This is a genomic window from Buttiauxella cochleicola (assembly GCF_021283185.1).
In the GTDB taxonomy this organism is placed as follows: domain Bacteria; phylum Pseudomonadota; class Gammaproteobacteria; order Enterobacterales; family Enterobacteriaceae; genus Buttiauxella; species Buttiauxella massiliensis.
In genome coordinates this window covers 276,203-303,025 of the sequence record NZ_JAJSOS010000003.1, presented here as the reverse complement: position 1 = coordinate 303,025, position 26,823 = coordinate 276,203, and the positions used below count along the sequence as shown (strand labels likewise).

The 26,823-nt window shown below is 51.4% G+C and carries 22 protein-coding genes; 11 read left to right on the top strand and 11 right to left on the bottom strand.

What is annotated here, in order from left to right; translation table 11 throughout:
- The first annotated feature begins 154 nt into the window (after window positions 1-154).
- From pnp to mtr, 5 genes are all read left to right on the top strand, one after another.
- On the top strand, window positions 155-2,284 hold the full coding sequence (gene pnp / locus LVQ76_RS06710; RefSeq protein ID WP_232864701.1) for a polyribonucleotide nucleotidyltransferase: 2,130 nt from the start codon (window positions 155-157) through the stop codon (window positions 2,282-2,284).
- Between the two features lie 117 nt (window positions 2,285-2,401).
- Window positions 2,402-3,286, top strand: coding sequence for a lipoprotein NlpI (gene nlpI / locus LVQ76_RS06705; RefSeq protein WP_064514048.1), 885 nt, complete (start codon window positions 2,402-2,404; stop codon window positions 3,284-3,286).
- A gap of 110 nt (window positions 3,287-3,396) precedes the next feature.
- Window positions 3,397-3,474: a protein YrbN gene (gene yrbN, locus LVQ76_RS06700; RefSeq protein WP_110510645.1), complete on the top strand. Its 78-nt coding sequence runs from the start codon at window positions 3,397-3,399 to the stop codon at window positions 3,472-3,474.
- Entirely contained in the window at window positions 3,467-5,455 is a 1,989-nt protein-coding gene (locus tag LVQ76_RS06695) for a DEAD/DEAH family ATP-dependent RNA helicase (RefSeq protein ID WP_232904461.1), read from the top strand. The genes yrbN and LVQ76_RS06695 overlap by 8 nt, the downstream gene beginning before the upstream one ends.
- Window positions 5,456-5,614: 159 nt before the next feature.
- The gene (gene mtr, locus LVQ76_RS06690) at window positions 5,615-6,859 is read left to right on the top strand and encodes a tryptophan permease (protein ID WP_232921269.1); all 1,245 of its coding nucleotides are present in this window, start codon (window positions 5,615-5,617) and stop codon (window positions 6,857-6,859) included.
- Between the two features lie 31 nt (window positions 6,860-6,890).
- Here mtr and LVQ76_RS06685 read toward each other — a convergent pair whose 3' ends face one another.
- From LVQ76_RS06685 to ubiU, 3 genes are all read right to left on the bottom strand, one after another.
- A complete protein-coding gene (locus LVQ76_RS06685; protein WP_232921268.1) occupies window positions 6,891-7,886 on the bottom strand; it encodes a luciferase-like monooxygenase in 996 nt (331 codons plus the stop codon).
- Between the two features lie 82 nt (window positions 7,887-7,968).
- Window positions 7,969-8,853 (bottom strand): U32 family peptidase, encoded by an 885-nt coding sequence (locus LVQ76_RS06680; protein WP_232921267.1) that lies wholly within the window; start codon window positions 8,851-8,853, stop codon window positions 7,969-7,971.
- 8 nt (window positions 8,854-8,861) lie between these two features.
- Window positions 8,862-9,857, bottom strand: coding sequence for a ubiquinone anaerobic biosynthesis protein UbiU (gene ubiU / locus LVQ76_RS06675; protein ID WP_232864696.1), 996 nt, complete (start codon window positions 9,855-9,857; stop codon window positions 8,862-8,864).
- 247 nt (window positions 9,858-10,104) lie between these two features.
- Here ubiU and ubiT point away from each other — a divergent pair, with 247 nt between their 5' ends.
- On the top strand, window positions 10,105-10,629 hold the full coding sequence (ubiT, locus tag LVQ76_RS06670; RefSeq protein WP_034459662.1) for a ubiquinone anaerobic biosynthesis accessory factor UbiT: 525 nt from the start codon (window positions 10,105-10,107) through the stop codon (window positions 10,627-10,629).
- Window positions 10,623-11,129, top strand: a complete 507-nt coding sequence (locus LVQ76_RS06665) for a GNAT family N-acetyltransferase (protein ID WP_232921266.1) — start codon at window positions 10,623-10,625, stop codon at window positions 11,127-11,129. The genes ubiT and LVQ76_RS06665 overlap by 7 nt, the downstream gene beginning before the upstream one ends.
- An 84-nt stretch (window positions 11,130-11,213) precedes the next feature.
- Here LVQ76_RS06665 and LVQ76_RS06660 read toward each other — a convergent pair whose 3' ends face one another.
- A complete protein-coding gene (locus LVQ76_RS06660) occupies window positions 11,214-11,537 on the bottom strand; it encodes a GIY-YIG nuclease family protein (RefSeq protein ID WP_151993001.1) in 324 nt (107 codons plus the stop codon).
- A gap of 53 nt (window positions 11,538-11,590) precedes the next feature.
- On the opposite strand from LVQ76_RS06660, the gene LVQ76_RS06655 reads away from it, so the two are divergent.
- Both LVQ76_RS06655 and LVQ76_RS06650 read left to right on the top strand, forming a co-directional pair.
- Window positions 11,591-12,031 (top strand): YhbP family protein, encoded by a 441-nt coding sequence (locus LVQ76_RS06655; RefSeq protein WP_232921265.1) that lies wholly within the window; start codon window positions 11,591-11,593, stop codon window positions 12,029-12,031.
- An 18-nt stretch (window positions 12,032-12,049) separates the two neighbouring features.
- A complete protein-coding gene (locus tag LVQ76_RS06650; RefSeq protein WP_232921264.1) occupies window positions 12,050-12,691 on the top strand; it encodes an NAD(P)H-binding protein in 642 nt (213 codons plus the stop codon).
- 6 nt (window positions 12,692-12,697) lie between these two features.
- On the opposite strand, the gene nrdG is transcribed toward LVQ76_RS06650, so the two are convergent.
- The 5 genes from nrdG to treR all read right to left on the bottom strand — a co-directional run bounded on the left by nrdG (window position 12,698) and on the right by treR (window position 19,986).
- Entirely contained in the window at window positions 12,698-13,162 is a 465-nt protein-coding gene (gene nrdG, locus LVQ76_RS06645; protein WP_232921263.1) for an anaerobic ribonucleoside-triphosphate reductase-activating protein, read from the bottom strand.
- An 18-nt stretch (window positions 13,163-13,180) separates the two neighbouring features.
- A complete protein-coding gene (nrdD, locus tag LVQ76_RS06640) occupies window positions 13,181-15,331 on the bottom strand; it encodes an anaerobic ribonucleoside-triphosphate reductase (RefSeq protein WP_232921262.1) in 2,151 nt (716 codons plus the stop codon).
- A 345-nt stretch (window positions 15,332-15,676) separates the two neighbouring features.
- On the bottom strand, window positions 15,677-17,332 hold the full coding sequence (gene treC, locus LVQ76_RS06635; protein ID WP_232904471.1) for an alpha,alpha-phosphotrehalase: 1,656 nt from the start codon (window positions 17,330-17,332) through the stop codon (window positions 15,677-15,679).
- Between the two features lie 163 nt (window positions 17,333-17,495).
- Complete coding sequence (gene treB, locus LVQ76_RS06630; protein ID WP_232921261.1) at window positions 17,496-18,914, bottom strand: PTS trehalose transporter subunit IIBC; 1,419 nt, start codon at window positions 18,912-18,914, stop codon at window positions 17,496-17,498.
- A 124-nt stretch (window positions 18,915-19,038) separates the two neighbouring features.
- Complete coding sequence (gene treR, locus LVQ76_RS06625) at window positions 19,039-19,986, bottom strand: trehalose operon repressor TreR (RefSeq protein WP_232904473.1); 948 nt, start codon at window positions 19,984-19,986, stop codon at window positions 19,039-19,041.
- Window positions 19,987-20,360: 374 nt separating this feature from the next.
- Here treR and mgtA point away from each other — a divergent pair, with 374 nt between their 5' ends.
- Together mgtA and LVQ76_RS06615 are read left to right on the top strand one after the other, a co-directional pair.
- Window positions 20,361-23,075, top strand: a complete 2,715-nt coding sequence (gene mgtA / locus LVQ76_RS06620; protein ID WP_232921260.1) for a magnesium-translocating P-type ATPase — start codon at window positions 20,361-20,363, stop codon at window positions 23,073-23,075.
- A 240-nt stretch (window positions 23,076-23,315) separates the two neighbouring features.
- Entirely contained in the window at window positions 23,316-25,706 is a 2,391-nt protein-coding gene (locus LVQ76_RS06615) for a beta-N-acetylhexosaminidase (protein WP_232921259.1), read from the top strand.
- 61 nt (window positions 25,707-25,767) lie between these two features.
- Here LVQ76_RS06615 and ridA read toward each other — a convergent pair whose 3' ends face one another.
- Window positions 25,768-26,154, bottom strand: coding sequence for a 2-iminobutanoate/2-iminopropanoate deaminase (gene ridA, locus LVQ76_RS06610; protein WP_064514015.1), 387 nt, complete (start codon window positions 26,152-26,154; stop codon window positions 25,768-25,770).
- Between the two features lie 207 nt (window positions 26,155-26,361).
- Window positions 26,362-26,823 carry an aspartate carbamoyltransferase regulatory subunit gene (gene pyrI, locus LVQ76_RS06605; protein WP_151993011.1) on the bottom strand — a complete coding sequence of 154 codons (462 nt, stop codon included), beginning with the start codon at window positions 26,821-26,823 and terminating at the stop codon, window positions 26,362-26,364.

Here is a 26,823-nt window from a genome sequence, read left to right as displayed (position 1 = left end):
GTGTGATCTTTGTTGCAGAGGTTCGCGCGGCTAATGAGAGGCTTTATCCGCATAGGCGGGTTAGGGTTGTCATTAGTCGCGAGGATGCGATAGAGATCGGGTTAAACGGAGCAAGTGCAATCACCTGCTACCAAAGATTATTAAGGATATTATTTTGCTAACTCCGATTGTCCGTAAATTTCAATACGGTCAGCATACGGTCACAATAGAGACCGGTATGATGGCTCGCCAGGCTACCGCAGCAGTAATGGTAAGCATGGACGACACCGCTGTATTCGTGACCGTAGTCGGTCAGAAAAAAGCGAAAGCAGGCCAGGACTTCTTCCCTCTGACTGTTAACTATCAGGAGCGTACTTACGCTGCTGGTCGCATCCCAGGTAGCTTCTTCCGTCGTGAAGGCCGTCCAAGCGAAGGCGAAACACTGATCGCGCGTCTGATTGACCGTCCAGTGCGTCCGCTGTTCCCGGAAGGTTTCGTGAACGAAGTTCAGGTTATCGCGACTGTTGTTTCCGTGAACCCACAAGTTCACCCAGACATCGTTGCAATGATCGGTGCATCTGCCGCTCTGAGCCTGTCTGGTATTCCATTCAACGGCCCAATTGGCTCTGCACGTGTTGGTTATATCAATGACCAGTATGTTCTGAACCCAACTGCTGACGAACTGAAAACCAGCAAGCTGGATCTGGTTGTTGCCGGTACCGAAGGTGCTGTGCTGATGGTTGAATCCGAAGCTGAACTGCTGAGCGAAGACCAGATGCTGGGCGCGGTAGTATTTGGCCACGAACAACAGCAAGTTGTTATCCAGAACATCAACTCTCTGGTTGCTGAAGCTGGCAAACCACGTTGGGACTGGCAGCCAGAAGCCGCTAACGAAGCGCTGAATGCGCGCGTTGCTGCACTTGCTGAATCCCGTCTGAGCGATGCTTACCGTATTACTGATAAGCAAGAGCGTTACGCACAAGTCGACATCATCAAATCTGACGTTATCGCTGCACTGTCAGCTGAAGACGATTCAATTGATGCTGGCGAAATCAGCGACATCCTGCATGCTATCGAGAAAAATGTTGTTCGTAGCCGTATTCTGGCTGGTGAACTGCGTATTGATGGCCGCGAAAAAGACATGATCCGTGGTCTGGATGTGCGTACTGGCGTTCTGCCACGTACTCACGGTTCTGCACTGTTCACCCGTGGTGAAACTCAGGCGCTGGTTACAGCAACTCTGGGTACCGCACGTGACGCACAGAACCTGGATGAGTTGATGGGCGAACGTACCGACAACTTCCTGTTCCACTACAACTTCCCTCCGTACTCCGTAGGCGAAACCGGCATGGTCGGTTCTCCTAAGCGTCGTGAGATTGGTCATGGTCGTCTGGCTAAGCGTGGCGTACTGGCTGTTATGCCAGAAGCTGACCGCTTCCCGTACACCGTACGTGTAGTGTCTGAAATCACTGAATCTAACGGTTCTTCTTCCATGGCTTCCGTATGTGGTGCTTCTCTGGCACTGATGGATGCAGGCGTGCCAATCAAAGCCGCTGTAGCCGGTATTGCGATGGGTCTGGTTAAAGAAGGCGAGAACTTTGTTGTTCTGTCTGACATCCTTGGTGACGAAGATCACCTGGGCGACATGGACTTTAAAGTTGCTGGTAGCCGTGAAGGTATCTCTGCACTGCAGATGGATATCAAAATCGAAGGTATCACCCGCGAAATCATGCAGGTGGCTCTGAACCAGGCTAAAGGTGCGCGTCTGCATATCCTTGGCGTGATGGAACAGGCTATCAACGCTCCGCGTGGCGATATCTCTCAGTTCGCTCCACGTATTCACACAATCAAAATCAACCCAGACAAGATCAAAGACGTGATCGGTAAGGGTGGTTCCGTGATTCGTGCGCTGACCGAAGAAACCGGTACAACTATCGAAATCGAAGATGACGGCACCGTGAAAATCGCGGCGACCGATGGCGAGAAAGCGAAGTTTGCTATTCGTCGTATCGAAGAGATCACTGCTGAAATCGAAGTCGGCCGTATCTACCAGGGTAAAGTTACTCGTATCGTAGATTTCGGTGCATTCGTTGCTATCGGCGGCGGCAAAGAAGGTCTGGTGCACATTTCTCAAATCGCTGACAAGCGCGTAGAGAAAGTGACTGACTACCTGCAGATGGGTCAAGAAGTTCCAGTTAAAGTACTGGAAGTTGACCGCCAGGGCCGTGTTCGTCTGAGCATCAAAGAAGCAACTGAGCAGTCTCCAGCGGAAAACGCAGCACCAGCTGCACCAGAAGCTGAGTAAGCGATACCGATTAAGCTCTCCATGGCGACATGGAGAGCTATTTATTACGGGGCAGGGAGTCTCGTTTTAGAGCCGGCGGACAGGACGTCATCCATATGTTGTCTTCGGGAGTGGGAAATGAAGCCTTTTTTGCGCTGGTGTTTCGTTGCGACAGCTCTCGCGCTGGCAGGATGCAGCAACTCCTCCTGGCGTGAACGTGAAGTCCTGGCGGTGCCATTGCAGCCGACTTTGCAGCAAGAAGTCATTCTTGCACGCATGGAACAGATACTTGCCAGCCGGGCTTTAACCGATGATGAGCGCGCGCAGCTTTTATATGAGCGCGGAGTGTTGTATGATAGCCTTGGCTTGCGGGCTCTGGCGCGAAATGATTTTTCACAAGCGTTGGCAATCCGCCCCGATATGCCTGAAGTATTCAATTACTTAGGTATATATTTAACGCAGGCAGGCAATTTTGATGCTGCCTATGAAGCGTTTGATTCTGTACTTGAGCTTGATCCAACTTACAACTATGCGCATTTAAATCGCGGTATCGCCCTCTACTACGGTGGTCGTTATCGTTTAGCGCAAGATGATCTGCTAGCGTTTTATCAAGACGATCCCAATGATCCTTTCCGTAGTCTGTGGCTCTACATTGCTGAAAGCAATTTAGATGCAAAGCAGGCTAAAGTGGCGTTACAACAGCGCCTCGATAAATCGGACAAAGAGCAATGGGGATGGAACATTGTCGAGTTCTACCTGGGGAACATTAACGAAAAAACGTTAATGGAACGCCTCGAGGCGGACGCAACGGATAACACCTCGCTCGCTGAGCATCTCAGTGAAACCAACTTCTATTTAGGTAAGTACTACCTAAGTCTGGGGGAAAAGGACAGCGCCACGGCACTGTTCAAGTTAGCGGTCGCTAACAACGTACACAACTACGTTGAGCATCGTTATGCATTGTTGGAATTAGCGCTCTTGGGCCAGGAGCAAGATGACCTGGCAGAATCGGACCAGCAATAGCTGACGAACATCGATCAGCCCATAAACTTTTTTATTAAAGTCATCACCTTAACGGGTGAGGGCGTTTTTGTTCGTTAATCAACCAAATTTGAGCCGGTTCACACTTTTCAATGAAAATTGCAGGTCAATTTCACGATGAGTTATGTAGACTGGCCGCCATCTACGAGGCACGTGTACTACATGACTGACATCATCGAGACTACTACTATCGAAACTACTTTTTCTGATCTGGGTCTTAACGACTCCATCCTTAAAGCCCTGAACGATCTGGGTTACGAAAAACCATCTCCAATCCAGGCAGAGTGTATCCCACAACTGCTGGCTGGCCGCGATGTACTGGGTATGGCCCAGACGGGTAGCGGCAAAACTGCAGCGTTCTCTTTACCGCTGCTGCACAACCTTGATCCAGAGCTGAAAGCACCACAAATCCTGGTGCTGGCACCGACCCGCGAACTGGCGGTTCAGGTTGCTGAAGCCATGACGGATTTCTCTAAACATATGCACGGCGTAAACGTTGTAGCCCTTTACGGTGGCCAGCGTTATGACGTGCAGCTGCGCGCCCTGCGTCAGGGACCACAAATTGTTGTTGGTACCCCAGGTCGTCTGCTTGACCACTTAAAACGCGGTACGCTGAACCTGTCCAGCCTGAAAGGTCTGGTACTGGATGAAGCTGATGAAATGTTGCGTATGGGCTTCATCGAAGACGTTGAAACCATCATGGCTCAGATCCCAGAAGGTCATCAGACCGCTCTGTTCTCTGCAACTATGCCAGAAGCGATTCGTCGTATTACCCGTCGTTTCATGAAAGATCCGCAGGAAGTTCGCATTCAATCTAGCGTTACTACTCGCCCGGACATCAGCCAGAGCTATTGGACTGTGCACGGTATGCGTAAGAACGAAGCATTGGTTCGTTTCCTTGAGTCTGAAGATTTTGATGCGGCGATCATTTTCGTACGTACCAAAAACGCAACTCTGGAAGTGGCAGAAGCGCTGGAACAGAGCGGCTACAACAGTGCTGCACTGAACGGTGACATGAACCAGGCGCTGCGTGAGCAAACTCTGGAACGTCTGAAAGACGGTCGTCTGGACATCCTGATTGCAACCGACGTTGCGGCTCGTGGCCTGGACGTTGAGCGTATCAGCCTGGTTGTTAACTACGACATCCCGATGGACTCCGAGTCTTACGTTCACCGTATCGGTCGTACCGGTCGTGCGGGTCGTGCTGGCCGTGCTCTGCTGTTCGTTGAGAACCGCGAGCGCCGTCTGCTGCGTAACATCGAACGTACCATGAAGCTGACTATTCCTGAAGTTGAACTGCCAAACCGTGATCTGCTGAGCGAGCGCCGTCTGGCTAAGTTCGCAGCTAAAGTTCAGCAGCAACTGGAAAGCAGCGATCTGGATCTGTACCGTGGCCTGCTGGCAAAAATTCAGCCTGTGGCTGATGAAGAGCTGGATATGGAAACACTGGCTGCAGCACTGCTGAAAATGGCACAGGGCGAACGTCCTCTGATCCTGCCACCAGATGCACCAATGCGTCCTAAGCGTGAATTCCGTGAGCGTGATGAGCGTTTCGAACGTTCAGACCGTGCTCCACGTGGCGATCGTCCGGATCGTGCACCACGCGGTGACCGTCCAGAGCGTTCAGATCGTCCACAGCGTGATGGCGATGCACCACGTCGCGAACGTCGTGATGTTGGCGATATGGAACTGTACCGCATTGAAGTTGGCCGTGATGATGGTGTTGAAGTTCGTCATATCGTTGGCGCTATCGCTAACGAAGGTGATATCAGCAGCCGTTACATCGGTAACATCAAGCTGTTCGGTACTCACTCTACTATCGAACTGCCAAAAGGCATGCCGGGCGAAATCCTGCAGCACTTTACCCGTACTCGTATTCTGAACAAACCAATGAATATGCAGTTGATGGGTGATGCACAACCTCGTACTGACCGTGGCGGCGAACGTCGTGGCGGCGGTGCTGGTGCAGGCGCAGGCCGTAGCTTCGGTGGTGGTGGTGAGCGTCGTGAAGGCGGTCGCGGTCCACGTCGTGATGGCCCTGCAGGTGCTGGTGCACCACGTAGCTTCAGCGGCGAACGTCGTGAAGGCGGTCGTGGCCCACGTCGTGAAGATGGCGCAGCTCCAACTCGTCGTCGTACAACTGAAGCTTAATTGACAGAAGTTTATGCCTGCTGTTAATCAGCAGGCAGTGATAAAAATCCTGGTTAATGCAACCGGGATTTTTTTTATCCAAATTGTACTCATGTACTGGTACAATATAGCGCAGTAAGCCTGTCGCTTCGACAGTCGTTCATTGTCTCAGGAATTCGTATGGCAACTTTTGCAACCACCCACGCTTCGCCGTCTATTTTCGGTGGGGTAATGATTATTGGCGGCACTATTATTGGTGCAGGAATGTTCTCTCTGCCGGTGGTGATGTCTGGGGCGTGGTTCTTCTGGTCTATTGCAGCGTTATTAGTGACCTGGTTTTGTATGCTGCACTCCGGATTGATGATTCTGGAAGCAAACCTCAACTACCGCGTAGGCTCAAGTTTTGACACCGTGACCAAAGATTTGCTTGGCAAAGGCTGGAACCTGATTAACGGCCTTTCCATTGCATTTGTTCTGTACATCCTTACCTACGCCTACATTTCGGCAAGCGGTTCGGTGATTCACCACACGCTCGGTAAAATGTCTGTCGATTTCCCTGCGCGATTTGCCGGGTTAATTTTTGCCTTTATCGTCGCTTTTATTGTTTGGCTCAGCACCCGTGCAGTAAGCCGCATGACGACGATAGTTCTTGGCGCAAAAATTCTGACTTTCTTTATGACGTTTGGCGGCCTGATGTGGCATGTCGAACCTGCAACGCTTCTGGATAGCAAAGCGATTAATCCAAGTTATCTGCCGTATTTATTCATGACGCTACCTTTCTGTCTGGCATCGTTTGGCTACCACGGTAATGTGCCGAGCCTGATGAAGTATTACGGCAAAGACCCACAGACCATTAAGCGTTGCCTTGTCTGGGGGACGTTAATGGCGTTAGTGCTGTACATCATTTGGTTGGTGGGCAGTATGGGAAATATTCCGCGCAGTGATTTTATTGCCATTGCCGACAAAGGCGGAAATATTGATGTGCTGGTAGGCGCGTTGAGCGGTGTGTTGAATAGCCGTGCGTTGGATTTGCTGCTGATCGTGTTCTCTAATTTCGCCGTTGCGAGTTCCTTTTTGGGCGTGACCTTGGGCTTATTCGATTACCTGGCTGACCTGTTTAAATTTGACGATTCACCGATGGGCCGTCTGAAAACTGCGCTGGTGACATTTATCCCGCCAATGTTGGGTGGCGTTATCTGGCCTGACGGTTTTATCTACGCGATTGGATTTGCGGGGCTGGCGGCGACTATCTGGGCGGCAATTGTTCCTGCTCTTCTGGCAAAAGCTTCTCGCAAGAAATTCGGTAGTCCAATTTATCGGGTGTGGGGCGGGAATAAAATGATTGTGCTGATTCTTATCTTCGGTGTGACTAACGCCACCATCCATATCCTTTCAAGCTTCGATTTACTGCCGGTTTATCACTAAAAATTCGCCCCTCGACCGAGGGGCGAAAACTTTACAAGCTCTCGTACACATCCATCGCCAGATCAAAGGAATGCAGGCGAGCTTGGGTATCAAAAATCTGGCCATTAACCATAATTTCATCAGCCTGCGTTTCACGCAGCAATGAGATCAGACCGTGGCGGACTTTTGCAATATCTCCCACCAGAGACATGCTCAATGCCTGCTGCACGCCATATTTCTCAGCCGGGCTCCAGAAGTTATCCATGTTTTCAATCGGCGGTGGTAACTGGCCCGTTTCGCCACGACGCAATTTAGCGAAAGCTTGCTGCATCGAGGTAAATAGGAATTCGGCATCGCGGTTGCTGTCAGCGGCAATAATATTGATGCATACCATTGCATACGGTTTTTCCAGGCGGGCAGAAGGTTTGAACTGGGCACGATAAAGTTGCAGGGCCTGGAACAACATATCGGGTGCAAAGTGTGAAGCAAAAGCAAACGGCAGCCCAAGTTGGGCCGCCAGTTGGGCGCTATATAAGCTTGATCCCAGAAGCCAGACAGGGATTTTAGTGTTGTAGCCAGGAACCGGGCGCACTGCCGGGTTTGGGTCAGTAGCATCAAACCATGACACCAGTTCGCTGACATCGCGTGGGAAGTTGTCGATATCACCACTCATATGGCGGCGCAATGCCATCATAGTGCGCTGGTCGCTTCCCGGCGCGCGGCCTAATCCCAAATCAATACGCCCGGGATAAAGCGTTTCCAGCGTACCAAACTGCTCTGCAATCATTAGCGGTGAATGGTTTGGTAACATTACGCCACCAGAGCCCAGGCGCAAAGTCTCGGTATTCGCCGCCAGATAGCCAATAAGCACGGAGGTTGCAGCACTGGCGATACCGGTCATATTGTGGTGCTCAGCCAGCCAATAGCGATGGTAGCCACGCTTTTCGGCCAGGCGAGCTAAATCTAAAGAACGATGGAATGCATCACGAGGCTGAGAGCCTAGTGGAATCGGGGCTAAATCGAGTAGAGAGAACGGGACTGAAGTCATAACGGCTCACTTTGTTTTCTGCTGATTACTTTTCAGTATTACGCAAAATCATCAACAATTAAGTAACAAAGTGAGCCTTTTCTCAGCTCTGAGTAACCAGTTCTAAGCCAGCGACACGTCGCCAGTAACCATTACAATCGGTTTGCTGTGCCAGAGATAACGGCGCATTGCCATTTTCATTTTTGCGGAAGGCTTCCAGAACGCGAAGTGTTTCCATACCCATCGGTGATAAACGCACCATATCGACTAAGCCTTTCATCGACGCCAGTTCATTTCCGAGGTTGTAAACATAGCCGCTCATGGTCTGAATGCCATTAAGCACAAACACTTGCTGGTTTTCCTGAGACAACATGTTGCGGCCGACAGGATATTTAATGCAGCAGGTTTCACATTCATCTTTTGGCTTGTCTTCGGAACGCGCGGTGAAACAGCGTGCGGAATAAGCCAAAGGCAAGTGGCCGTAGCTCAGTACTTCGACTTCAAACTTATTGCGGATACCTAGCTCATCACACTGAGTCAGCATGTTTGCCAGCCAGTCGCGAGATAGCTCAACAGGCATACACCAGCGAATCATGCCTTGTTTGTACAGCAAGCGTAGCGTAACCGCGTTATAGCAGTTAAGCGCGTGGCCTGCGACAAAGGGTAGTTTGCGTTCTGCCGCCATATTCACAGCACCAAGGTCATTGGCTTCAATCAGGAAATCACCATTCTCGACGTAGCGTTTGAGCTCGTTTAATTCAGACGGTGCCTGAACCAGCGCGAGCGTGGAAAGCACCACTTGTTTGCCCTGGCCCGCGAGGCTCTTCGCCATATCCAGCCAGTCACCGGTTTTGGTTGCGCGGCGCTTGCTACACACTGACTCGCCAAGATAGATAGTTTCTGCGCTGCTGCTTGCCGCAGCCTGGTAAAATTTTTCCAGGGTCTCTTTTGGCCAGTAGTACAGAACCGGCCCTAATGAATATTTCATGGTCATCCCTACTGCCATTTACGGTGATAGGCACCGAGAGTGGTTTGCGTGCCTTCGGCCATCGCTCCCAGATCTTCCATCCACGCAGGTTTCGCACGGTAGTTTTCCGGATCAGCCATACACAGATCGATTGCCTGGCGCCAGACTTTCGCCACCTGGCTGACATAGGCCGGGCTACGCTGGCGGCCTTCGATTTTCACCGACGCAATATTTGCGGCTAATAATTCAGGCAGCAGTTCAAGTGTGTTCAGGCTGGTTGGCTCTTCAAGAGCGTGATATTTCTGATCGTCAACCAGATAGCGACCTTTGCACAGCGTTGGATAACCGGCGTTTTCGCCGTCCTGATAGCGGTCGATCAGCACATCGTTGAGGCGTGATTCGAGGCCCTGTGGCGTTTGCTGCCAGCGAACAAACCGCGCAGGCGAGCACGCGCCAACGGTATTCGGTGATTCACCGGTCAGATACGAAGAAAGATAACAACGCCCTTCAGCCATAATGCACAGGCTACCGAAAGCAAACACTTCCAGCGGAACCGGAGTGACCCGAGCCAACTGTTTTACCTGATGAATGGATAACACGCGTGGGAGAACAACGCGTGCAACGTCGAAGTTGCGATGATAAAAGCGGACAGCTTCTTCATTGGTGGCGGAGGCTTGTACCGATACGTGGCGCTCAATATGTGGGTAACGTTCAGCCGCATATTCAAGCATGGCGAGGTCGGCCAGAATTAAAGCGTCGGCTCCGAGTTGCGCTGCCATATCGACTGCACGTTGCCAACGCACGTAGCCGTCCGGATGCGCAAACGTATTGATAGCGATGTGCAGTTTACGGCCATGTTGATGCACGTAACTCACCGCTTCTTGCAGTTTCTTCTCCGTGAAATTTAGTCCAGCAAAATGGCGGGCGTTGGTGTCATCTTTAAGACCAATGTAAACCGCATCGGCACCATTATCGATGGCCGCTTTCAACGCCGGTAAGTTTCCAGCTGGGCAAAGCAACTCCATAATTTATCCTGAATCATTGGGTAACCTTAAAGGAAACCCATGCGGCCCAGTGTCGGACAGCAAAATTGTTAACGAACTGGGATTTTAGTTAACCCGTCCACGACAAATTTTGATTTAAGGCAGCTAATGGCGTATTGATGAAATCAATATGATGGTATTGATAACCCGCAAACTTGTTGATTTACACCGCTACGGAGAATGGCTGGTGTGGCAAAATGGTGGTTAAATTTCTCAAGGAGTAAAGCTTGTGTTGGATAAATTGCGTTCACGCCTGGTCCATCTTGGCCCGTCACTGTTAAGAACACCGGTTAAACTGACGCCCTTTGCTCTAAAGCGCCAGGTGCTTGAACAGGTTCTTGGCTGGCAGTTCCGTCAGGCAATGGAAGAAGGTGAACTCGAATTTCTTGAGGGACGCTGGTTAAGTATTGAAGTACGCGATCTCGGTCTAAAATGGTTTACTTCGGTACAAGATAATAAACTGGTTGTGCGTGAAGATGCTCCGGCTGATGTGAGTTTCAGTGCGACAGCCAACGATTTGTTGATGATCGCTGCGCGTAAACAAGATCCCGATACCCTGTTTTTCCAACGCCGCCTGATGATTGAAGGTGACACTGAGCTGGGTCTGTACGTCAAAAATTTAATGGATGCCATTGAGCTGGATGCGATGCCAAAACCACTACGCATGCTGCTGCTGCAACTGGCTGATTTTGTCGAAGCGGGGATGAAGCATAAACCTGCTCCAGAAAGTAACTCGGTAGGTGAGCCATGCTAATTCGTGTAGAAATACCTATTGATGCTCCAGGCATCGACGCATTACTTCGCCGCTCCTTTAATGGCAATGGTGAAGCAGATTTGGTAAAGGATTTACGAGAAGACGGCCTGTTAACACTGGGTGTTGTTGCCACGGATGACGAAGGTCAGGTCGTTGGTTATGCCGCATTCAGTCCGGTTGCGGTAGAAGGTGAAGAACTACAGTGGGTTGGTCTGGCACCACTGGCTGTAGACGAAACTTATCGCGGCCAGGGGCTGGCGAAAAAACTGGTTTATGAGGGACTCGATTCACTCAATGAATTTGGTTATGCCGCCGTTGTGACATTAGGCGAACCCGCGCTGTATAGCCGCTTTGGTTTTGTTCCGGCTGCGCAGTTTGATTTGCGCTGTACCTGGCCCGATACCGAAGCCCATTTCCTGATTCATCCGTTGGCCGATGATGCGCTCAATGGCGTGAGTGGTTTAGTGGACTATCACGAGCATTTCAACCGGGAGTTTTGATCCCCTTAATCTTTCGTATCACAGCGGTGTTGGCTGCGTTCATGCACCCCAGTCACTTACTTGAGTAAGCTCCTGGGGATTTACTCACTTGCCGCCTTGCTGCGATACGAAATCTATTGGGGATTGAGTTAAGATGCCTGCCAACAGGTCTTCAAAAGGCAAAATCCCTGCCACTAACATCTCTTTCTGCGCTTTAGTTAGCTGCTTGATGCGATACTCCAGGCGCAACGCGCTTGAGCGATCTCCCACCAGATGGCTAAAGGCCAATGTTAACTCACCTTTCCCCCGCAATGCTTTCGCACCTTTACCTGCTTGATGCTGAGAGAAACGGCGCTCCACATCGGTGGTAATGCCCGTGTATAAACGGTTATCGAGGGTGCGGACTAAATAGAGATACCAGGGGGACATAGGTCGGGCGCATAATTGATGTTTTCCGCAGAATATCACTCTTCAGGTTGCACATGGAAACTCTCAATGCCATTAGTCGTTGGCTGAACAAACAGCATGTACTGACTTACTGCGTAGGCAGTAATGGTGATTTATGGTGCGCAAATGCGTTCTACTTATTTGATGAACAACGCGTCGCTTTCTACCTGTTAAGCGAAAGTCACACTCGTCACGGAGAGTTGATTGGAAACCACGCCAATGTAGCCGGAACGGTTAATGGGCAGCCCAAAACCGTGGCGTTAATTCGTGGCGTACAGTTTCGCGGTGAAATCACTCTGGTTGCAGAGCAAGAAGCCGACAGCATTCGTACTCGTTACTGCAAGCGCTTCCCAGTAGCGCGAGTAATGAAGGCGCCGGTGTGGGAAATTCGTCTTGATGAAATAAAAATGACCGACAACACGCTCGGTTTTGGTAAAAAGCTCCACTGGCTGCGAGATGACACTAAACTTGGTTAATAAGCTACAGGAGATCTTATGAACCGGGTTTTGATTACGGGGGCCACAGGCCTTGTTGGTGGGCACTTACTGCGCATGCTAATCAATGAGCCACAAATCAGTCATATCGTTGCTGCAACACGGCGCTCCTTGCCTGCAATGAATAAAGTCACCAATCCCTACGATCCTCAGTTGAGTGATGCACTCACACAATTAAGCGAGCCGATTGATACAGTCTTTTGCTGCCTCGGTACCACTATGAAAGAAGCAGGCAGCAAAGAAGCTTTTGTGTTGGCGGATTACACGCTGGTGGTGGATACCGCAATCACCGGGCTGCGTCTGGGAGCTAAGCAGATGCTGGTGGTTAGCGCCATTGGCGCGAATAGCAAATCGCCATTCTTTTATAACCGGGTAAAAGGGGAGATGGAGGAGGCATTGATAGCGCAACAGTGGCCGCGTCTGACGATTGCTCGTCCATCCATGCTGCTCGGCCATCGGGAATCACAGCGTTTAAATGAGTCGCTGTTTGCACCTTTGTTCAAAATCATGCCTGGGAAGTGGAAGTCCATTGAAGCAAGGGATGTGGCGAAAGCAATGCTGCATGAGGCGCTTAAACCTGCAGGCGAGGGTGTGAATATTCTGGACTCAAGTCAGTTACGTGAAATAGCAAAAGCCCCATAAGGGGCTTTATCGCAAATGATGTACGACCTGGTTGCTGCTGCCGCGCCAGACAAGTGCCGGGTCTTTTAGCTCCTGAACAAATTTACCGTCAATCAGCACGTTAACTAAATCAACCACTTCGCGCTGAGCTACCGTTAATTCATCAAGCCTATAACCCGTCCACATCCAGATATCTTTGCCCGGGCATTCTGCCCGCACGCGTTGCACAAGTTGCAGGACATCAGCCAGATTCTGCGGATGAAGCGGATCGCCGCCCGAAAGCGACAGACCCTGGCGGCGGATACGCGTATCGTTCAGATCGTTAATGATCCGATCTTCCATTTCCTGGGTGAACGGCATACCTGAATTTAACCGCCAGGTGCTTTTGTTGTAGCACCCAGGACATTCATGTACGCAGCCGGAAACGAACAGCGTACAGCGTGTTCCCGGCCCGTTAACAATGTCTACCGGATAGTATTGATGCACATTCATTTTCGCTTTGCTCTGACGTTAATTGCTTTGCGAAGAATCTAACTGCCCGTTACCCAAATGCTTCACGCGGCGCTTCACTTCTTCCTGCTTGCCAGCGTTAAACGGACGTGCATCCGGGCTACCGAGATAACCACAAACACGGCGTGTTACCGATACACGAGCGGCATCGTGGTTGCCACATTTCGGGCAGGTAAAGCCTTTGCTGGTGCATTCAAACTCACCGGTAAAGCCACACTCATAGCACTCATCAATTGGTGTATTGGTGCCGTAATACGGAACGTGCTTGTAGCTGTAATCCCAGACGTCTTCCAGCGCTTGCAGGTTGTGCTGGATGTTCGGGTATTCGCCGTAACAGATGAAACCACCGTTCGCGACCGGCGGGTACGCTGCTTCAAAGTCGATTTTGTCGTACGGGTTAACTTTCTTCTCAACATCCAGGTGGAAGCTGTTGGTGTAGTAACCTTTGTCGGTCACGCCTGGAACCACGCCAAACTCAGCGGTATCAAGACGGCAGAAGCGGTCACACAGGTTTTCACTTGGTGTGCTGTACAGGCTGAAACCGTAGCCAGTCTCTTCTTTCCAGCTGTCGGTTGCCTGGCGCAGGCGTTCCACAATCGCTACAGCTTTCGCGCGTAATTCTTCGCTGTCGTAAACGTGCTGGTTACCAAACAGGGCATTCACCGTTTCGTGGATGCCGATGTAACCCAGTGAAATCGATGCACGGCCATTTTTGAAGATCTCAGAAACGTCGTCGTCTGCTTTCAGACGCACACCGCAAGCCCCTTCCATATATAGGATCGGTGCAACACGCGCTTTCACACCTTCCAGACGAGCGATACGCGTCATCAGAGCTTTATAAGCCAGTTCCAGGCGCTCATCGAGCAGCGTCCAGAAGGTAGCTTCATCACCTTTTGCTTCCAGCGCAATACGTGGCAGGTTCAGGCTGATAACGCCGATGTTGTTACGACCATCATGAATCTGCTCACCGTTTTCTTCGTACACACCCAGGAAACTGCGACAACCCATTGGCGTTTTGAACGAGCCGGTGACTTTAACGACCTGGTCGTAGTTCAGAATGTCCGGATACATGCGTTTGCTGGCACATTCCAGAGCGAGTTGTTTGATGTCGTAGTTCGCATCGCCAGCCTTGTGGTTCAGGCCATCTTTAATGGCGAAAACCAGTTTCGGGAACACCGCTGTTTTACGGTTTTTACCCAGACCCGCGATGCGATTACGCAGAATAGAGGTCTGAATAAGGCGTGATTCCCAGCTAGTTCCCAGACCGAAACCGAAGGTCACGAATGGCGTCTGGCCATTAGCGGTGTGGAGCGTATTCACTTCATATTCCAGCGACTGGAAAGCGTCGTAGCACTCTTTCTCAGTACGTGAAAGCGCATAACCTTTAGCGTCCGGGATCTGCCATTCTTCGGCAGTTTTACGGTGTTTCTCAAAGCTTTCGGTAACAAATGGTGCCAGCACTTCATCAATACGGTTAATAGTGGTGCCGCCATAAATGTGGCTGGCAACCTGGGCAATGATTTGTGCGGTAACAGCTGTTGCTGTTGAGATAGATTTTGGCGGCTCAATTTCCGCATTCCCCATTTTAAAGCCGTGCGTCAGCATGCCTTTAAGATCGATAAGCATGCAGTTAAACATCGGGAAGAACGGCGAGTAATCAAGATCGTGATAGTGAATATCACCACGTTCATGTGCCAGAACCACATCGCGTGGTAACAGGTGCTGTGAGGCATAGTGTTTAGCCACAATACCGGCTAACAAGTCGCGCTGAGTCGGGATAACTTTGCTGTCTTTATTGGCGTTTTCATTGAGCAAAGCGGAGTTGGTTTGTTCTACCAGACCACGAATTTCTTGATTCAGGCGGCCACGCTTCTCACGTTCGATATCGCGGTCGTGGCGATATTCAATGTATGCACGTGCAAGTTGCTTGTAGTCACCGGCCATTAATTGGTTTTCGACGGCGGTCTGGATTTCACCAATATCAACCTGGTTACGACCTTCCATCTGCGCACGGACAATATCTGCTACGGTGGCGCAATAGTCTGCGTCATCGACTCCCGCTGCTTTAGCTGCACGAAGAATAGCTTCTTTTATGCGCTCTGAAGTGAAAGGTACTTTGCACCCGTCTCTTTTCATCACATGCGGTGTCATGGTTTCTCCATATTTAAAAATGTTATCCACAAAGGATTAGAATTGCCTACGGGCTGTAATTGCTCGGGCTGTCATAGGCTTTCTGTTTTCTGGCCTACGTTTATCCACAGATAATCCCCAGAATCATCTGTGGAACATGTTGTTATAATAGTCGATAACTACAACATGTTGGGGCGGGGTGCATTTTAAGGTCTATATGTAGTGATTTGCATCAAAGATGTTTGCGATTTTATTGATGCAGAACAAAGTAAATCAGGCGTAGCAGGAAGGATGGGCGGTGAGGGAAAATCTTTAAATTTGAAGGAGGAGATCTCCCTCAAATATGAGGGAGAAATCGGGTAAGGATTAACCTTGCAACCAATAGACAGCCTCGAATGGCCGTAAACTTATCTCGCCAGGTTTACCTACAGCATCAGAATAGTTGCTCATCAGTACATCCCAGTCACCTTCGAAGGCTTCCGGCATCCACCACTGGTTTTCACGGCTGAGATTGGCTGCGACAATCAATGTTTGCCCTTGCCACTCGCGGCGATAACACCATAAATACGGGTGCTCCGGCAGCAAATCCTGATAACTACCCCAGGTGAAAACAGGGTTTGCTTTACGCAGCTTAATCAGTTGCTGGTAGGCATAAAATACCGAGTCCGGGTCATCCACTGCTGTTTTAGCATTGATGGTTTGATAGTTATCGCAAAGGTTAATCCACGGTGTTCCCTGGGTGAAACCTGCGTTTTCGCCATCGTCCCACTGCATCGGTGTGCGGCTGTTATCGCGTGATTTGCTGGCAAGAATAGCCAGCAGATTATCGCTATCCCGGCCTTGCGCCCGCAGTTCCGCGTACATGTTGTGGCTTTCCACATCGCGATAATCAACGATGCGTTTAAAGTGTGGATTGGTCATCCCCAGCTCTTCGCCCTGGTAAATATATGGCGTGCCTTGCATACCGTGCAGCACCATGCCCAGCATTTTTGCTGCCGGAACGCGCAGTTCGCCTTCATCACCAAAGCGCGACACAATGCGCGGCTGGTCGTGGTTACACCAGAACAACGCATTCCACGCCACGTTGTGCATACCTTGCTGCCAGTGGCTGAAAATAGCTTTCAGTGCCACATAATCTGGAGCCGCCAGCGCCCATTTTTGCCCGTTGGGATAATCCACTTTCAGATGATGGAAGTTGAACGTCATCGACAGTTCATCGCTGTTAAGCGCCGCGTATTGCTGGCAATTATCAAGCGTGGTTGACGACATTTCACCAACAGTCATCAATCCGCGTGGCTTAAACACATCGCGGCTGAATTCTTGCAGATATTCGTGAATGCGTGGCCCGTCGGTATAAAAACGACGCCCGTCACCACCATCAATATCGCTTGGGAAATCTTGATCTTTCGATATCAGGTTGATCACATCAAGGCGTAAACCATCAACACCGCGATCTGACCAGAACTCGCAGACTTTCTTCAGTTCCGCGCGTACCTGCGGATTTTCCCAGTTTAGATCCGCCTGCTCAGGCGCAAACAGATGCAGATAATACTGGCCGCTTTCCGCATGCCAGCGCCAGGCGTTACCCCCAAATTTAGAGCGCCAGTTGTTAGGCACCAGATCCGGCGTACCGTCGCGCCAGATATAAAACTCGCGGTATGGGCTTTCTTTGTTTAGCGCTTCATGGAACCAGGCGTGTTGCGTGGACGTGTGGTTAAACACCATATCCAGGATGATTCGAATCCCGCGGTCATGCGCTTCAGCGACAAGCTTGTCGAAATCATCCAGGGTGCCGTAAGTCGGATCAATCGCGCAGTAGTTGGCAACGTCATAGCCATTATCAATCTGCGGGGAGATATAAAAAGGGGTCAGCCAAATGGCGTCAACGCCCAGCAGTTTTAAGTAGTCGAGGCGTTTAATGACCCCTGCAAGATCGCCGGTACCGCTGCCGGTCGTATCCTGAAAACTCTTCGGGTAGATCTGGTAGATGACACCATGTTGCCACCAGGGAGTTGTATTCATAAATCATTCCTAAATGCCCGTCATACTTCGAGCTGCTGCTGTGTTGACTGCTCTCGTTCACCCCAGTCACTTACTCTAGTAAGCTCCTGGGGATTCACTCCTTTGCCGCCTTGCTGCAACTCGAATTATTTAGGGCATATTTTGAAAACCAAATTATAAAAAACTACACCACCAACAATGTGCCCTGACGATGCTTGCGCTTGTACATCACGCTGGTCAGTACAATTGGCACGATTACGGCAATCAGAATCGCCAGAGAATATACTTCCCAGTAACGCGGCTGGATGGACAAAATGCCCGGCAAGCCGCCGACGCCAATCCCGTTCGCCATCACGCCGCTCAAGCCACACAACAAGCCTGCGATACCTGATCCAATCATCGCGCACAGCATCGGGAAGCGGTATTTCAGGTTGATGCCGTACATCGCCGGTTCGGTCACGCCGAGGAAGGCGGAAATCGCTGCCGGAACGGAAATCTCACGTTCGTTATGCTTACGGCTGCAAATAATGATGCCGACAACCGCAGACGCCTGCGCAATGTTAGACAGCGCAATCAGCGGCCACACTGGCGTTCCGCCCATGCTCTGAATCATCTGCATATCGATGGCGAGCGTCGTCTGGTGGACACCGGTAATCACCAGCGGGGCGTACAGGAAGCCAAACAGCGCGGCACCAACTGGCGCAAAACTTCCCGTCATCAAATGGCGAACCGCAAAGGCCACGCCATCACCAATCCAGCGGCCAAACGGGCCGATAAACGCGTGAGCCAGGAATACCGCCAGAATCAGCGAACACACAGGCACTATTACAAGATAGAGGTAATCTGGAACAATGCGTTTCAGACGCGTCTCAATAAAGCCCAAAGCCAGGCCCGCTAACAACGCTGGAATCACTTGCGCCTGGTAGCCGACTTTCTCGATAGTGAACCAGCCAAAGTTCCACACTTCTGGAATTTTGCTACCTAATTCATAGGCATTCATCAGCTGTGGTGATACCAGCGTGACGCCGAGCACGATCCCAAGGATAGGCGTTCCACCCATTTTCCGCACAGCTGACCAGCAAATACCGACTGGCAGATAGAAGAAAATTGCCTCGCCAATCAACCATAAGAAGTCGTAGATCGATTGCAGGGAAGGGTGCATTTGCGCGAGCGTAAGCCCGTTGCTCATTGGCAAATCGCCAATCACATTACGGAACCCGAGGATCAAACCACCGCTGATCAACGCCGGTAATAAAGGGAAGAAGATCTCTGCAAAGTGGGAAATAAGCTGTTCGTGCCATTTCATGTTCTGACGCGCGGCAAGTTTCGCTTGTTCTTTATCTGCGGTGCTGTGCCCTGTGGCGGCGATCAATGCCTGGTAGTAATCGCCCACTTCCGGACCAATCACCACCTGGAACTGCCCGGCGTTGGTAAAGCAGCCTTTAACCATCGGCAGCTCTTCAATCTCTTTCGGCTTCGCAATTGCGGTGTTGTTCAATACAAAGCGTAAGCGGGTGATGCAGTGACTGACGGTAGCAATGTTTTCACGCCCGCCGACCAGTTCTATCAGCTTATCGATATCCTGTTGTTTCACTTTGGCCATGATGAGGTTCCAGAGTAAGGAGAGAGTTTTTATCTGCCGCAAGGTTATCTTTTAATCTTCCCAACGAAAATGGGAACGTTCCCGAAATCCAGCGACGATCACAATAAACCGTCATCGTGGTGATTTACTGGAGGGTGCTGGGGATAACGATCTGGCGCAGATCGCGTGCTTGTGTGACTTGCCCGATCAACTGCAATACCGCCTGGCGGCCTGCTTCCGCATAGCCGGGATCGACGGTAATAATCTCCGGATGCAGGAACTTCATTAGAGGCGTATTACCGACGCTCGCCAGTTGCAGCGTGTTGCTCTGGTGTTCTTGCAGATATTTGCTGGCACCCAGAGCGAGGGTATCGGTGGCGCATAACAGGGCGGTGGTCTCCGGCAGCAAAACTTCGTCGACGTGTTCGTAACCCTGTTTCATCGCCAGCCCCGGCAGGGCTACATTTGGCGCCAACTGATGTTGTTTGCAGAAGGCGAGATAGGCTTCATGGCGGCGTAAACCGGTGGTCACATCGCTATGCGGTACGCCGAGGAAACTGATGTGACGATGGCCTTGTTCATAAAGGCGCGACATTAAAATATTGATGGCCCCTTCATCGTCATAACAAACCGAGGCAAACCCTTTGGCATCCCGCGCCATCAGTACCAGCGTTGATTGCCACGGGGCGAGTATTTTTTCATTAATACCGGTAAAACCGAACAGGATTACGCCGTCGATATTGCGCCGCTTGAGCATGCCGAGGTGTTCTTCAACCAGCTCCGGGTCGAACTGGCTTTCCATCATAATCGGGTCGTAACCCTGCTCGTAAAGTGCCGGCAGCATGGTTTGCACTGCGAGGTTTTCCGACAACGAATCCAGACGCGTCACAATAATGGCGACCACTTTATCACTCTGGCCACGCATGGCGCGCGCCGAACGGGAAGGAGAAAACCCTTCTTGCTGCATCACCGCTTCAACCCGTTCACGTGTGCGAGCACTCACTCCGCTTTCATTGTTTAATACACGAGAGACGGTCGATTTACCCACACCGCTCAAGCGGGCGATATCTTTTATCGTGAGGCGGCTTTGCATAACAATCCTTATTCCCGGCAATCAATTGCTCATTAGAGTACGGCGGCGAAACAATATCACAAGGGAAAAAATTCTGGTTTACGTTAGGTTGATGTTTCGAGGCGTAGAATGCCCGCGACTAATGTGATGACTTTTCTTTTAACCGGAGGCGACATGGAACCTGATCCCAGTCCAGACCCTGTAATGACAGGAATAATCCGGTAAAAAACCCTTCTCAATAAGAAGTGGCAGCCTTACCGGATAGCGTAAGGCAGCGGCTTCAATCGTCCTTTTCGATTTGTCCCTGCTGATGAAAAAATTTGATCTGTAAGGTCGGCTGAGCCGCGCCTGCATGTCACCGGGCTCCATATTATGTGGGGCCGAGGGACTCTTTTATGCTGTTAAAAAATCTCACCCGGCAGTTGTTCGCACAACTGGGCCGTCACCTGCCTCGTCGCCTGATCCAGCGCGACCTGATGCCTGATGACAACACTGTTGCTCACGCACAAGAAGTTCCGGCTTCACTGAGCGAATCCTGCCTGAAATATGCGCAAGCATCTGAAGAACAACTGTATCGCGATTTCCAAAGCCATCCGGAAGGGCTGAATGTGCGTGAAGTTGAAAACGCTCTCGAACGCCACGGCCCGAACCAAATCCCGGCGCAAAAACCGTCGCCGTGGTGGGTTCATTTGTGGCTGTGCTATCGCAACCCTTTCAACATCTTGCTGACAATCCTCGGCATTGTTTCCTATTCCACCGAAGACCTGTTTGCCGCAGGCGTCATTGCGCTGATGGTGGTGATTGCCACGCTGCTGAATTTTGTGCAGGAAGCGCGTTCCACCAAAGCGGCGGACACGCTAAAAGCGATGGTCAGCAACACCGCCACCGTGCTCCGTGTGGTGAATGAAAACGGTGAAAACGAGTTTGTCGAAATCTCCCTCGACCAACTGGTGCCGGGCGATATCGTCAAACTGGCGGCGGGCGACATGATCCCGGCGGATTTGCGCGTCATTCAGGCTCGCGATCTCTTCGTCGGCCAGGCGTCGCTAACCGGTGAATCGCTGCCAGTTGAAAAGGTGGCAGTCAGCCGCGACATGTCGCACAACAACCCGCTGGAATGCGACACGCTGTGCTTTATGGGCACCAACGTAGTGAGCGGCACGGCGCTGGCAATGATTATTTCTACCGGCGGCAACACTTGGTTTGGGCAACTCGCCGGGCGTGTCACCCAACAAGAAAGCGAGCCGAACGCATTCCAGAAAGGCATCAGCCGCGTAAGCTGGGTGCTGATCCGCTTTATGCTGGTGATGACGCCGATTGTGCTGCTGATCAACGGCTTCACCAAAGGCGACTGGTGGGAAGCGGCGCTGTTCTCGCTCTCCGTTGCGGTGGGTTTGACGCCTGAAATGCTGCCGATGATCGTCACTTCAACGCTGGCTCGCGGGGCGGTAAAACTCTCGAAACAGAAAGTGATCGTCAAACACCTCGACGCGATTCAAAACTTCGGCGCGATGGACATTTTGTGCACCGATAAAACCGGCACGCTGACGCAAGACCGCATTGTTCTGGAATCGCACACCGATATTTTGGGTGCCACGAGCGACCAGGTGCTACATACCGCATGGCTTAACAGCCATTACCAGACCGGGCTGAAAAACCTGCTTGATGTCGCGGTGCTGGAAGGGGTTGATGAGGATCATGCGCGTAACGCAGCCACACGCTGGCAAAAAGTGGACGAAATCCCGTTCGACTTTGAGCGCCGCCGCATGTCGGTAGTGGTTTCTGAGCAGCCGGATGTGCATCAGCTGATCTGCAAAGGCGCGTTGCAGGAGATCCTCAACGTCTGCACGCAAGTGCGTTATGGCGATGAAATCGTGCCGTTGAGCGAATCCATGCTGGCACGTATTCGCCGCGTGACTGACGATCTGAACCGCCAGGGTTTGCGTGTGGTGGCGGTGGCGACCAAATTCCTGCCAGCGCGTTGTGAAGATTATGGTCGTGTGGATGAATCTGATCTGATCCTCGAAGGCTATATCGCGTTCCTGGATCCACCGAAAGAAACAACCGCACCTGCGTTGAAAGCACTCAAAGCCAGTGGCATTGCCGTTAAGATCCTGACCGGGGATAGCGAGCTGGTAGCGGCGAAAGTGTGCCGTGAAGTGGGGCTGGATGTTGGCGAGTTAGTAATCGGTAGTGATATCGAAAACATGGCCGACGAAGAGCTGGCGGCGCTGGCATTGCGTACCACGCTGTTTGCCCGCCTGACGCCAATGCACAAAGAACGTATCGTGCGTCTGCTGCGCGGCGAAGGCCACGTGGTTGGATTCATGGGCGACGGCATTAACGATGCCCCGGCCTTGCGTGCCGCAGACATCGGTATTTCCGTCGATGGTGCAGTGGATATTGCGCGTGAAGCCGCAGATATCATCTTGCTGGAAAAGAGCCTGATGGTGCTGGAAGAGGGCGTTATCGAAGGTCGCCGTACTTTCGCCAACATGCTGAAATACATCAAAATGACCGCCAGTTCTAACTTCGGTAACGTGTTCAGCGTACTGGTGGCGAGCGCCTTCCTGCCGTTCTTGCCGATGCTGCCGTTGCACTTACTGATTCAAAACCTGCTGTACGATGTGTCCCAGGTGGCGATTCCGTTCGACAACGTTGATGACGAGCAAATCAAGAAACCGCAGCGCTGGAACCCGTCAGACTTAGGCCGTTTTATGGTGTTCTTCGGGCCAATCAGCTCTATCTTCGACATCCTGACGTTCTGCGTGATGTGGTGGGTATTTAAGGCGAACGTGCCGGAAGCGCAAACCCTATTCCAGACCGGCTGGTTCGTGGTCGGTTTACTGTCGCAAACATTGATTGTGCATATGATTCGCACCCGCCGTATCCCGTTCATTCAGAGCCGTGCCGCCTGGCCGTTGATGATCATGACGCTGGTGGTGATGGTAGTTGGCATCAGCCTGCCGTTCACTCCGCTGGCAAGCTACCTGCAACTTCAGGCGCTGCCGCTGAGCTACTTCCCATGGCTGATTGCGATCCTCGCCGGATATATGACGCTGACTCAGTGTATGAAAGGGTTCTACAGCCGTCGTTACGGCTGGCAATAATATACCCATCATCCTTCAAGCTGCAGCGGCGTTGGCTGCAGACGCTCACCCCAGTCACTTACTCAAGTAAGCTCCTGGGGTGAGCGTCCTGGCCGCCTGGCTGCAACTCGAATGCTAATGGGTATAGTAAATATGAGCGGGATGTGATCCACATCTCGCCATAACCTTGATGAATATTTCCTCACGTGTTACCAGATTGTTTTTGCTTTTTTCTGGCCCGTCATTGTTAAAGGAATATTCATGTTTAAATCCATACGTTTGAGCCTGCTGGCAGGTTGCATCGCTGCAACTTGCCCGGCCTGGGCCGCACCAGCTGGTGATTTGCCACTGATGCCCTGGCCGCAGGAAGTTAACCGTCCGGCAGCGGAAGGCATGCTGCAAATTGATAACGCCATTTCCATAAAAATCAGCGGCGACAAACTGCCTGGTGCCACCGAACGCTGGCGGCAGCGAATTTCCCAGCAAACGGGCTGGCAGTTGCAACCCGCTCAGGCGAATCCCGCCAAACCGACTATCAATATCCAAATCAAAAATATCGTTGCCCCACTGCCAAAACTCGACAGCGATGAAAGCTACGAATTAAGCGTCACCGCTGACGGTGTAAAGCTCACGGCAAACACGCGATTTGGCGCGATGCGCGGCATGGAAACCCTGTTGCAGCTGATTCAAAATGGCCCGGAAAACACCGCCATTCCGTTTGTCGCCATCAAAGACCAGCCTCGCTTCCCGTGGCGTGGATTGTTAATCGACTCCGCCCGCCACTTCATGCCAATCAAAGATATTCTGCGTCAGTTAGATGGCATGGCCGCCGCCAAAATGAACGTGCTGCACTGGCATTTAACCGACGATCAGGGCTGGCGCTTTGCTTCCACTGCGTATCCAAAATTGCAGCAACTGGCGAGCGACGGTGATTTTTACACCCAGGCGCAGATGAAAGAAGTGGTGCGCTACGCGACTTCTCTTGGCATCCGCGTGGTGCCAGAAATGGACTTGCCAGGACACGCATCGGCGATTGCGGTGGCTTATCCTGAACTGATGAGCGCGCCGGGGCCATATCAAATGGAGCGCCATTGGGGCGTGTTGAAACCGCTGCTTAACCCGACCAAAGACGCGGCCTATAAATTTGTCGATACCATGATTGGCGAGCTGACGGCGATTTTCCCGGACGGCTATTTGCACATCGGCGGCGATGAAGTTGATGCTGAACACTGGCAAAATTCGAAAGAAATCCAGACGTTTATGAAGCAGAACAATTTGGCAGATACCCACGCATTGCAGACGTACTTCAACCAGCGCCTGGAGAAGATCCTCGAAAAACATCAACGTCACATGATGGGCTGGGATGAGATCTATCACCCGGATCTGCCGAAAAGTATTTTGATCCAATCATGGCAGGGACAGGATGCGCTGGGGACCGTCGCCGCGAACGGCTACAAAGGCATTCTCTCCACCGGCTTCTATCTGGATCAGCCGCAGTCCACCGCTTACCACTATCGCAACGAGATCCAGCCGCAGGGCCTGAACGGCATCGACAAAATTACCGAAGCTGACAGCGCGCAAAGCTGGTTCTTCAGTATGCCGCGCCTTAAAGGTAGTGCCGTGGAAGGCAGCTTTACGCTGGTGAATGGGAAAAATTCATGGCGTGGGTTTATCGACTTCAAAGGAAAATCACGCCGTGCGGTGCGCGATATCGAATGGCTAAGCCCAACGCAGGTGACCTTCACCGTGGACACCTGGATGGGAGAAACACGCCCGGTATTAACGCTCGATAAAGACAAATTGAGCGGATATATGCTGGTGGGCAATGTGCGTTACCCTGCAACCGGCCAGAAATTAGATGACGTGCCTGATGGCATCCAGCCTGTGGTGCCAACCCCTGAGCAGATGAGCAATATCCTCGGTGGCGAGGCGGCTCTGTGGGCTGAAAACGTGGCATCTCCATTACTGGATATCAAGCTGTGGCCGCGTGCCTTTGCGGTCGCTGAACGTTTGTGGTCCGCCGAAGATGTGAAAGATATCGATAATATGTACCAGCGTTTGCAGGCGATAGATGCGTGGTCAACCGTTTCAGTTGGCCTACAGCAGCACGCTGCTGCAGCTCTACAAATGACGCGCCTTGCGGGTTCGACGGAAATTATGCCGTTGCAGATCCTCGCTCAGGCCGTTGAACCCGCACAGTATTACACCCGCCAGCATCTGAAATTCCAGGCGGGTAATTACCATCATTTCGAACCGCTAAACCGCTTTGCTGATGCACTAGGCGCAGAAAGCAACCAGGTGCGTGCGCTGGATCTCTGGGCCGATAAACTAATAGCCGACCCGGAGGACAGTAACAGTGCGGAGTCTTTGCACCGTACTTTTGCTCGCTGGCAAAGTAACACGCCAGATGTGCTGGAACTTATCGATGGCAATTACCAGCTTAAAGAGCTGAAACCAGTGGCTGAAAATGTCGATAAACTGGCGGGAATTGGCTTGCGATTAACGGACTTAGTGGCGAAACAGGGAACATTGAGCGCTGATGAAGTTCAGGGGATTCAAAAACAGCTCGATGAAGCGGCGCAAACGCAGGATGAAGTGGTGATTGCGGCGGTGTATCCGTTGCAGAAATTGTTGCGGGCGAGTGTTAAGTAGGTCGTACAGAAGCGCCATCCGACAAAACAAAAGGCCGCGAAAGCGGCCTTAAATTCAATCGTTAGCGGCGAATGGCAATCGCTTCGATCTCAATCTTCACATCTTTAGGCAGACGAGCTACTTCCACGCAAGAACGCGCTGGGAAAGTCGCTTTGTGCTCATTAAAGAATGCTTCGTAAGTTGCGTTTACGGTCGCAAAGTCATTCAAATCTTTTACGAAAACAGTCGTTTTAACGATATCGCCCACTTTCAGGCCAGCGGCTTCAACAATCGCCTGCACGTTTTCCAGAGACTGGCGCGCTTGTGCTGCCACGTCTTCCGGTACGGTGCCTGTTTTTGGGTTCACTGGGATCTGGCCAGAAGTGATAATCATGCTGCCAAGATCGACACCCTGAACATATGGGCCGATTGCTGCTGGGGCATTTTCGGTGCTGATAATACGAGACATTCTTTCTCCTTAGAATAACCATATCTTTCAAGTCGCAGGGGTGTTGGCTGCGTGCTCCCACCCCAGTCACTTATTAATATAAGCTCCTGGGGATGAGATCCCTTGCCGCCTACCTGCAACTCGAAATCTAAAGGTTATTAATCGTGATGAGTAGGCAAACAAAAAAGCTCCCGTCCATTATAGGGACGAGAGCTTTAGCGGCAATGATTAATCTGCCAGCACAACGTAATGTGAGAACTCCTTCTCACAATATTTGCATTTGAGACTGATGTTCTCGTCGCGTTTTTTCACTGCGAACGAAGAGTGAACCGGTTCGCTGCGGCTGATGCAGTTGGTATTTGGGCAAACCAACACTCTATCAATGCGTGAAGGCAGGCTCGGTTTGCTCTTACCGACCACTTCATATTCATCGATACGGTTTACTGTCGCATGCGGTGCATACAGCGCCAGTTGGTTAACTTGCTCATCGGTCAGGAAGGTATTTTCGATTTTAATCAGGTCTTTACGGCCCTGTTCTTTTGAAGGTAAGTTCAGGCCGATGGTGATGCGCTGGTCGGTTTCAGTTAACTGGAACAGAGTCAGTAACTTAAAGCCCACCTGTGCAGGAATATGATCGATAACTGTTCCGCGTTTAATCGCTTCAACTTGTAATTTGTTGTCGTGTGTCAT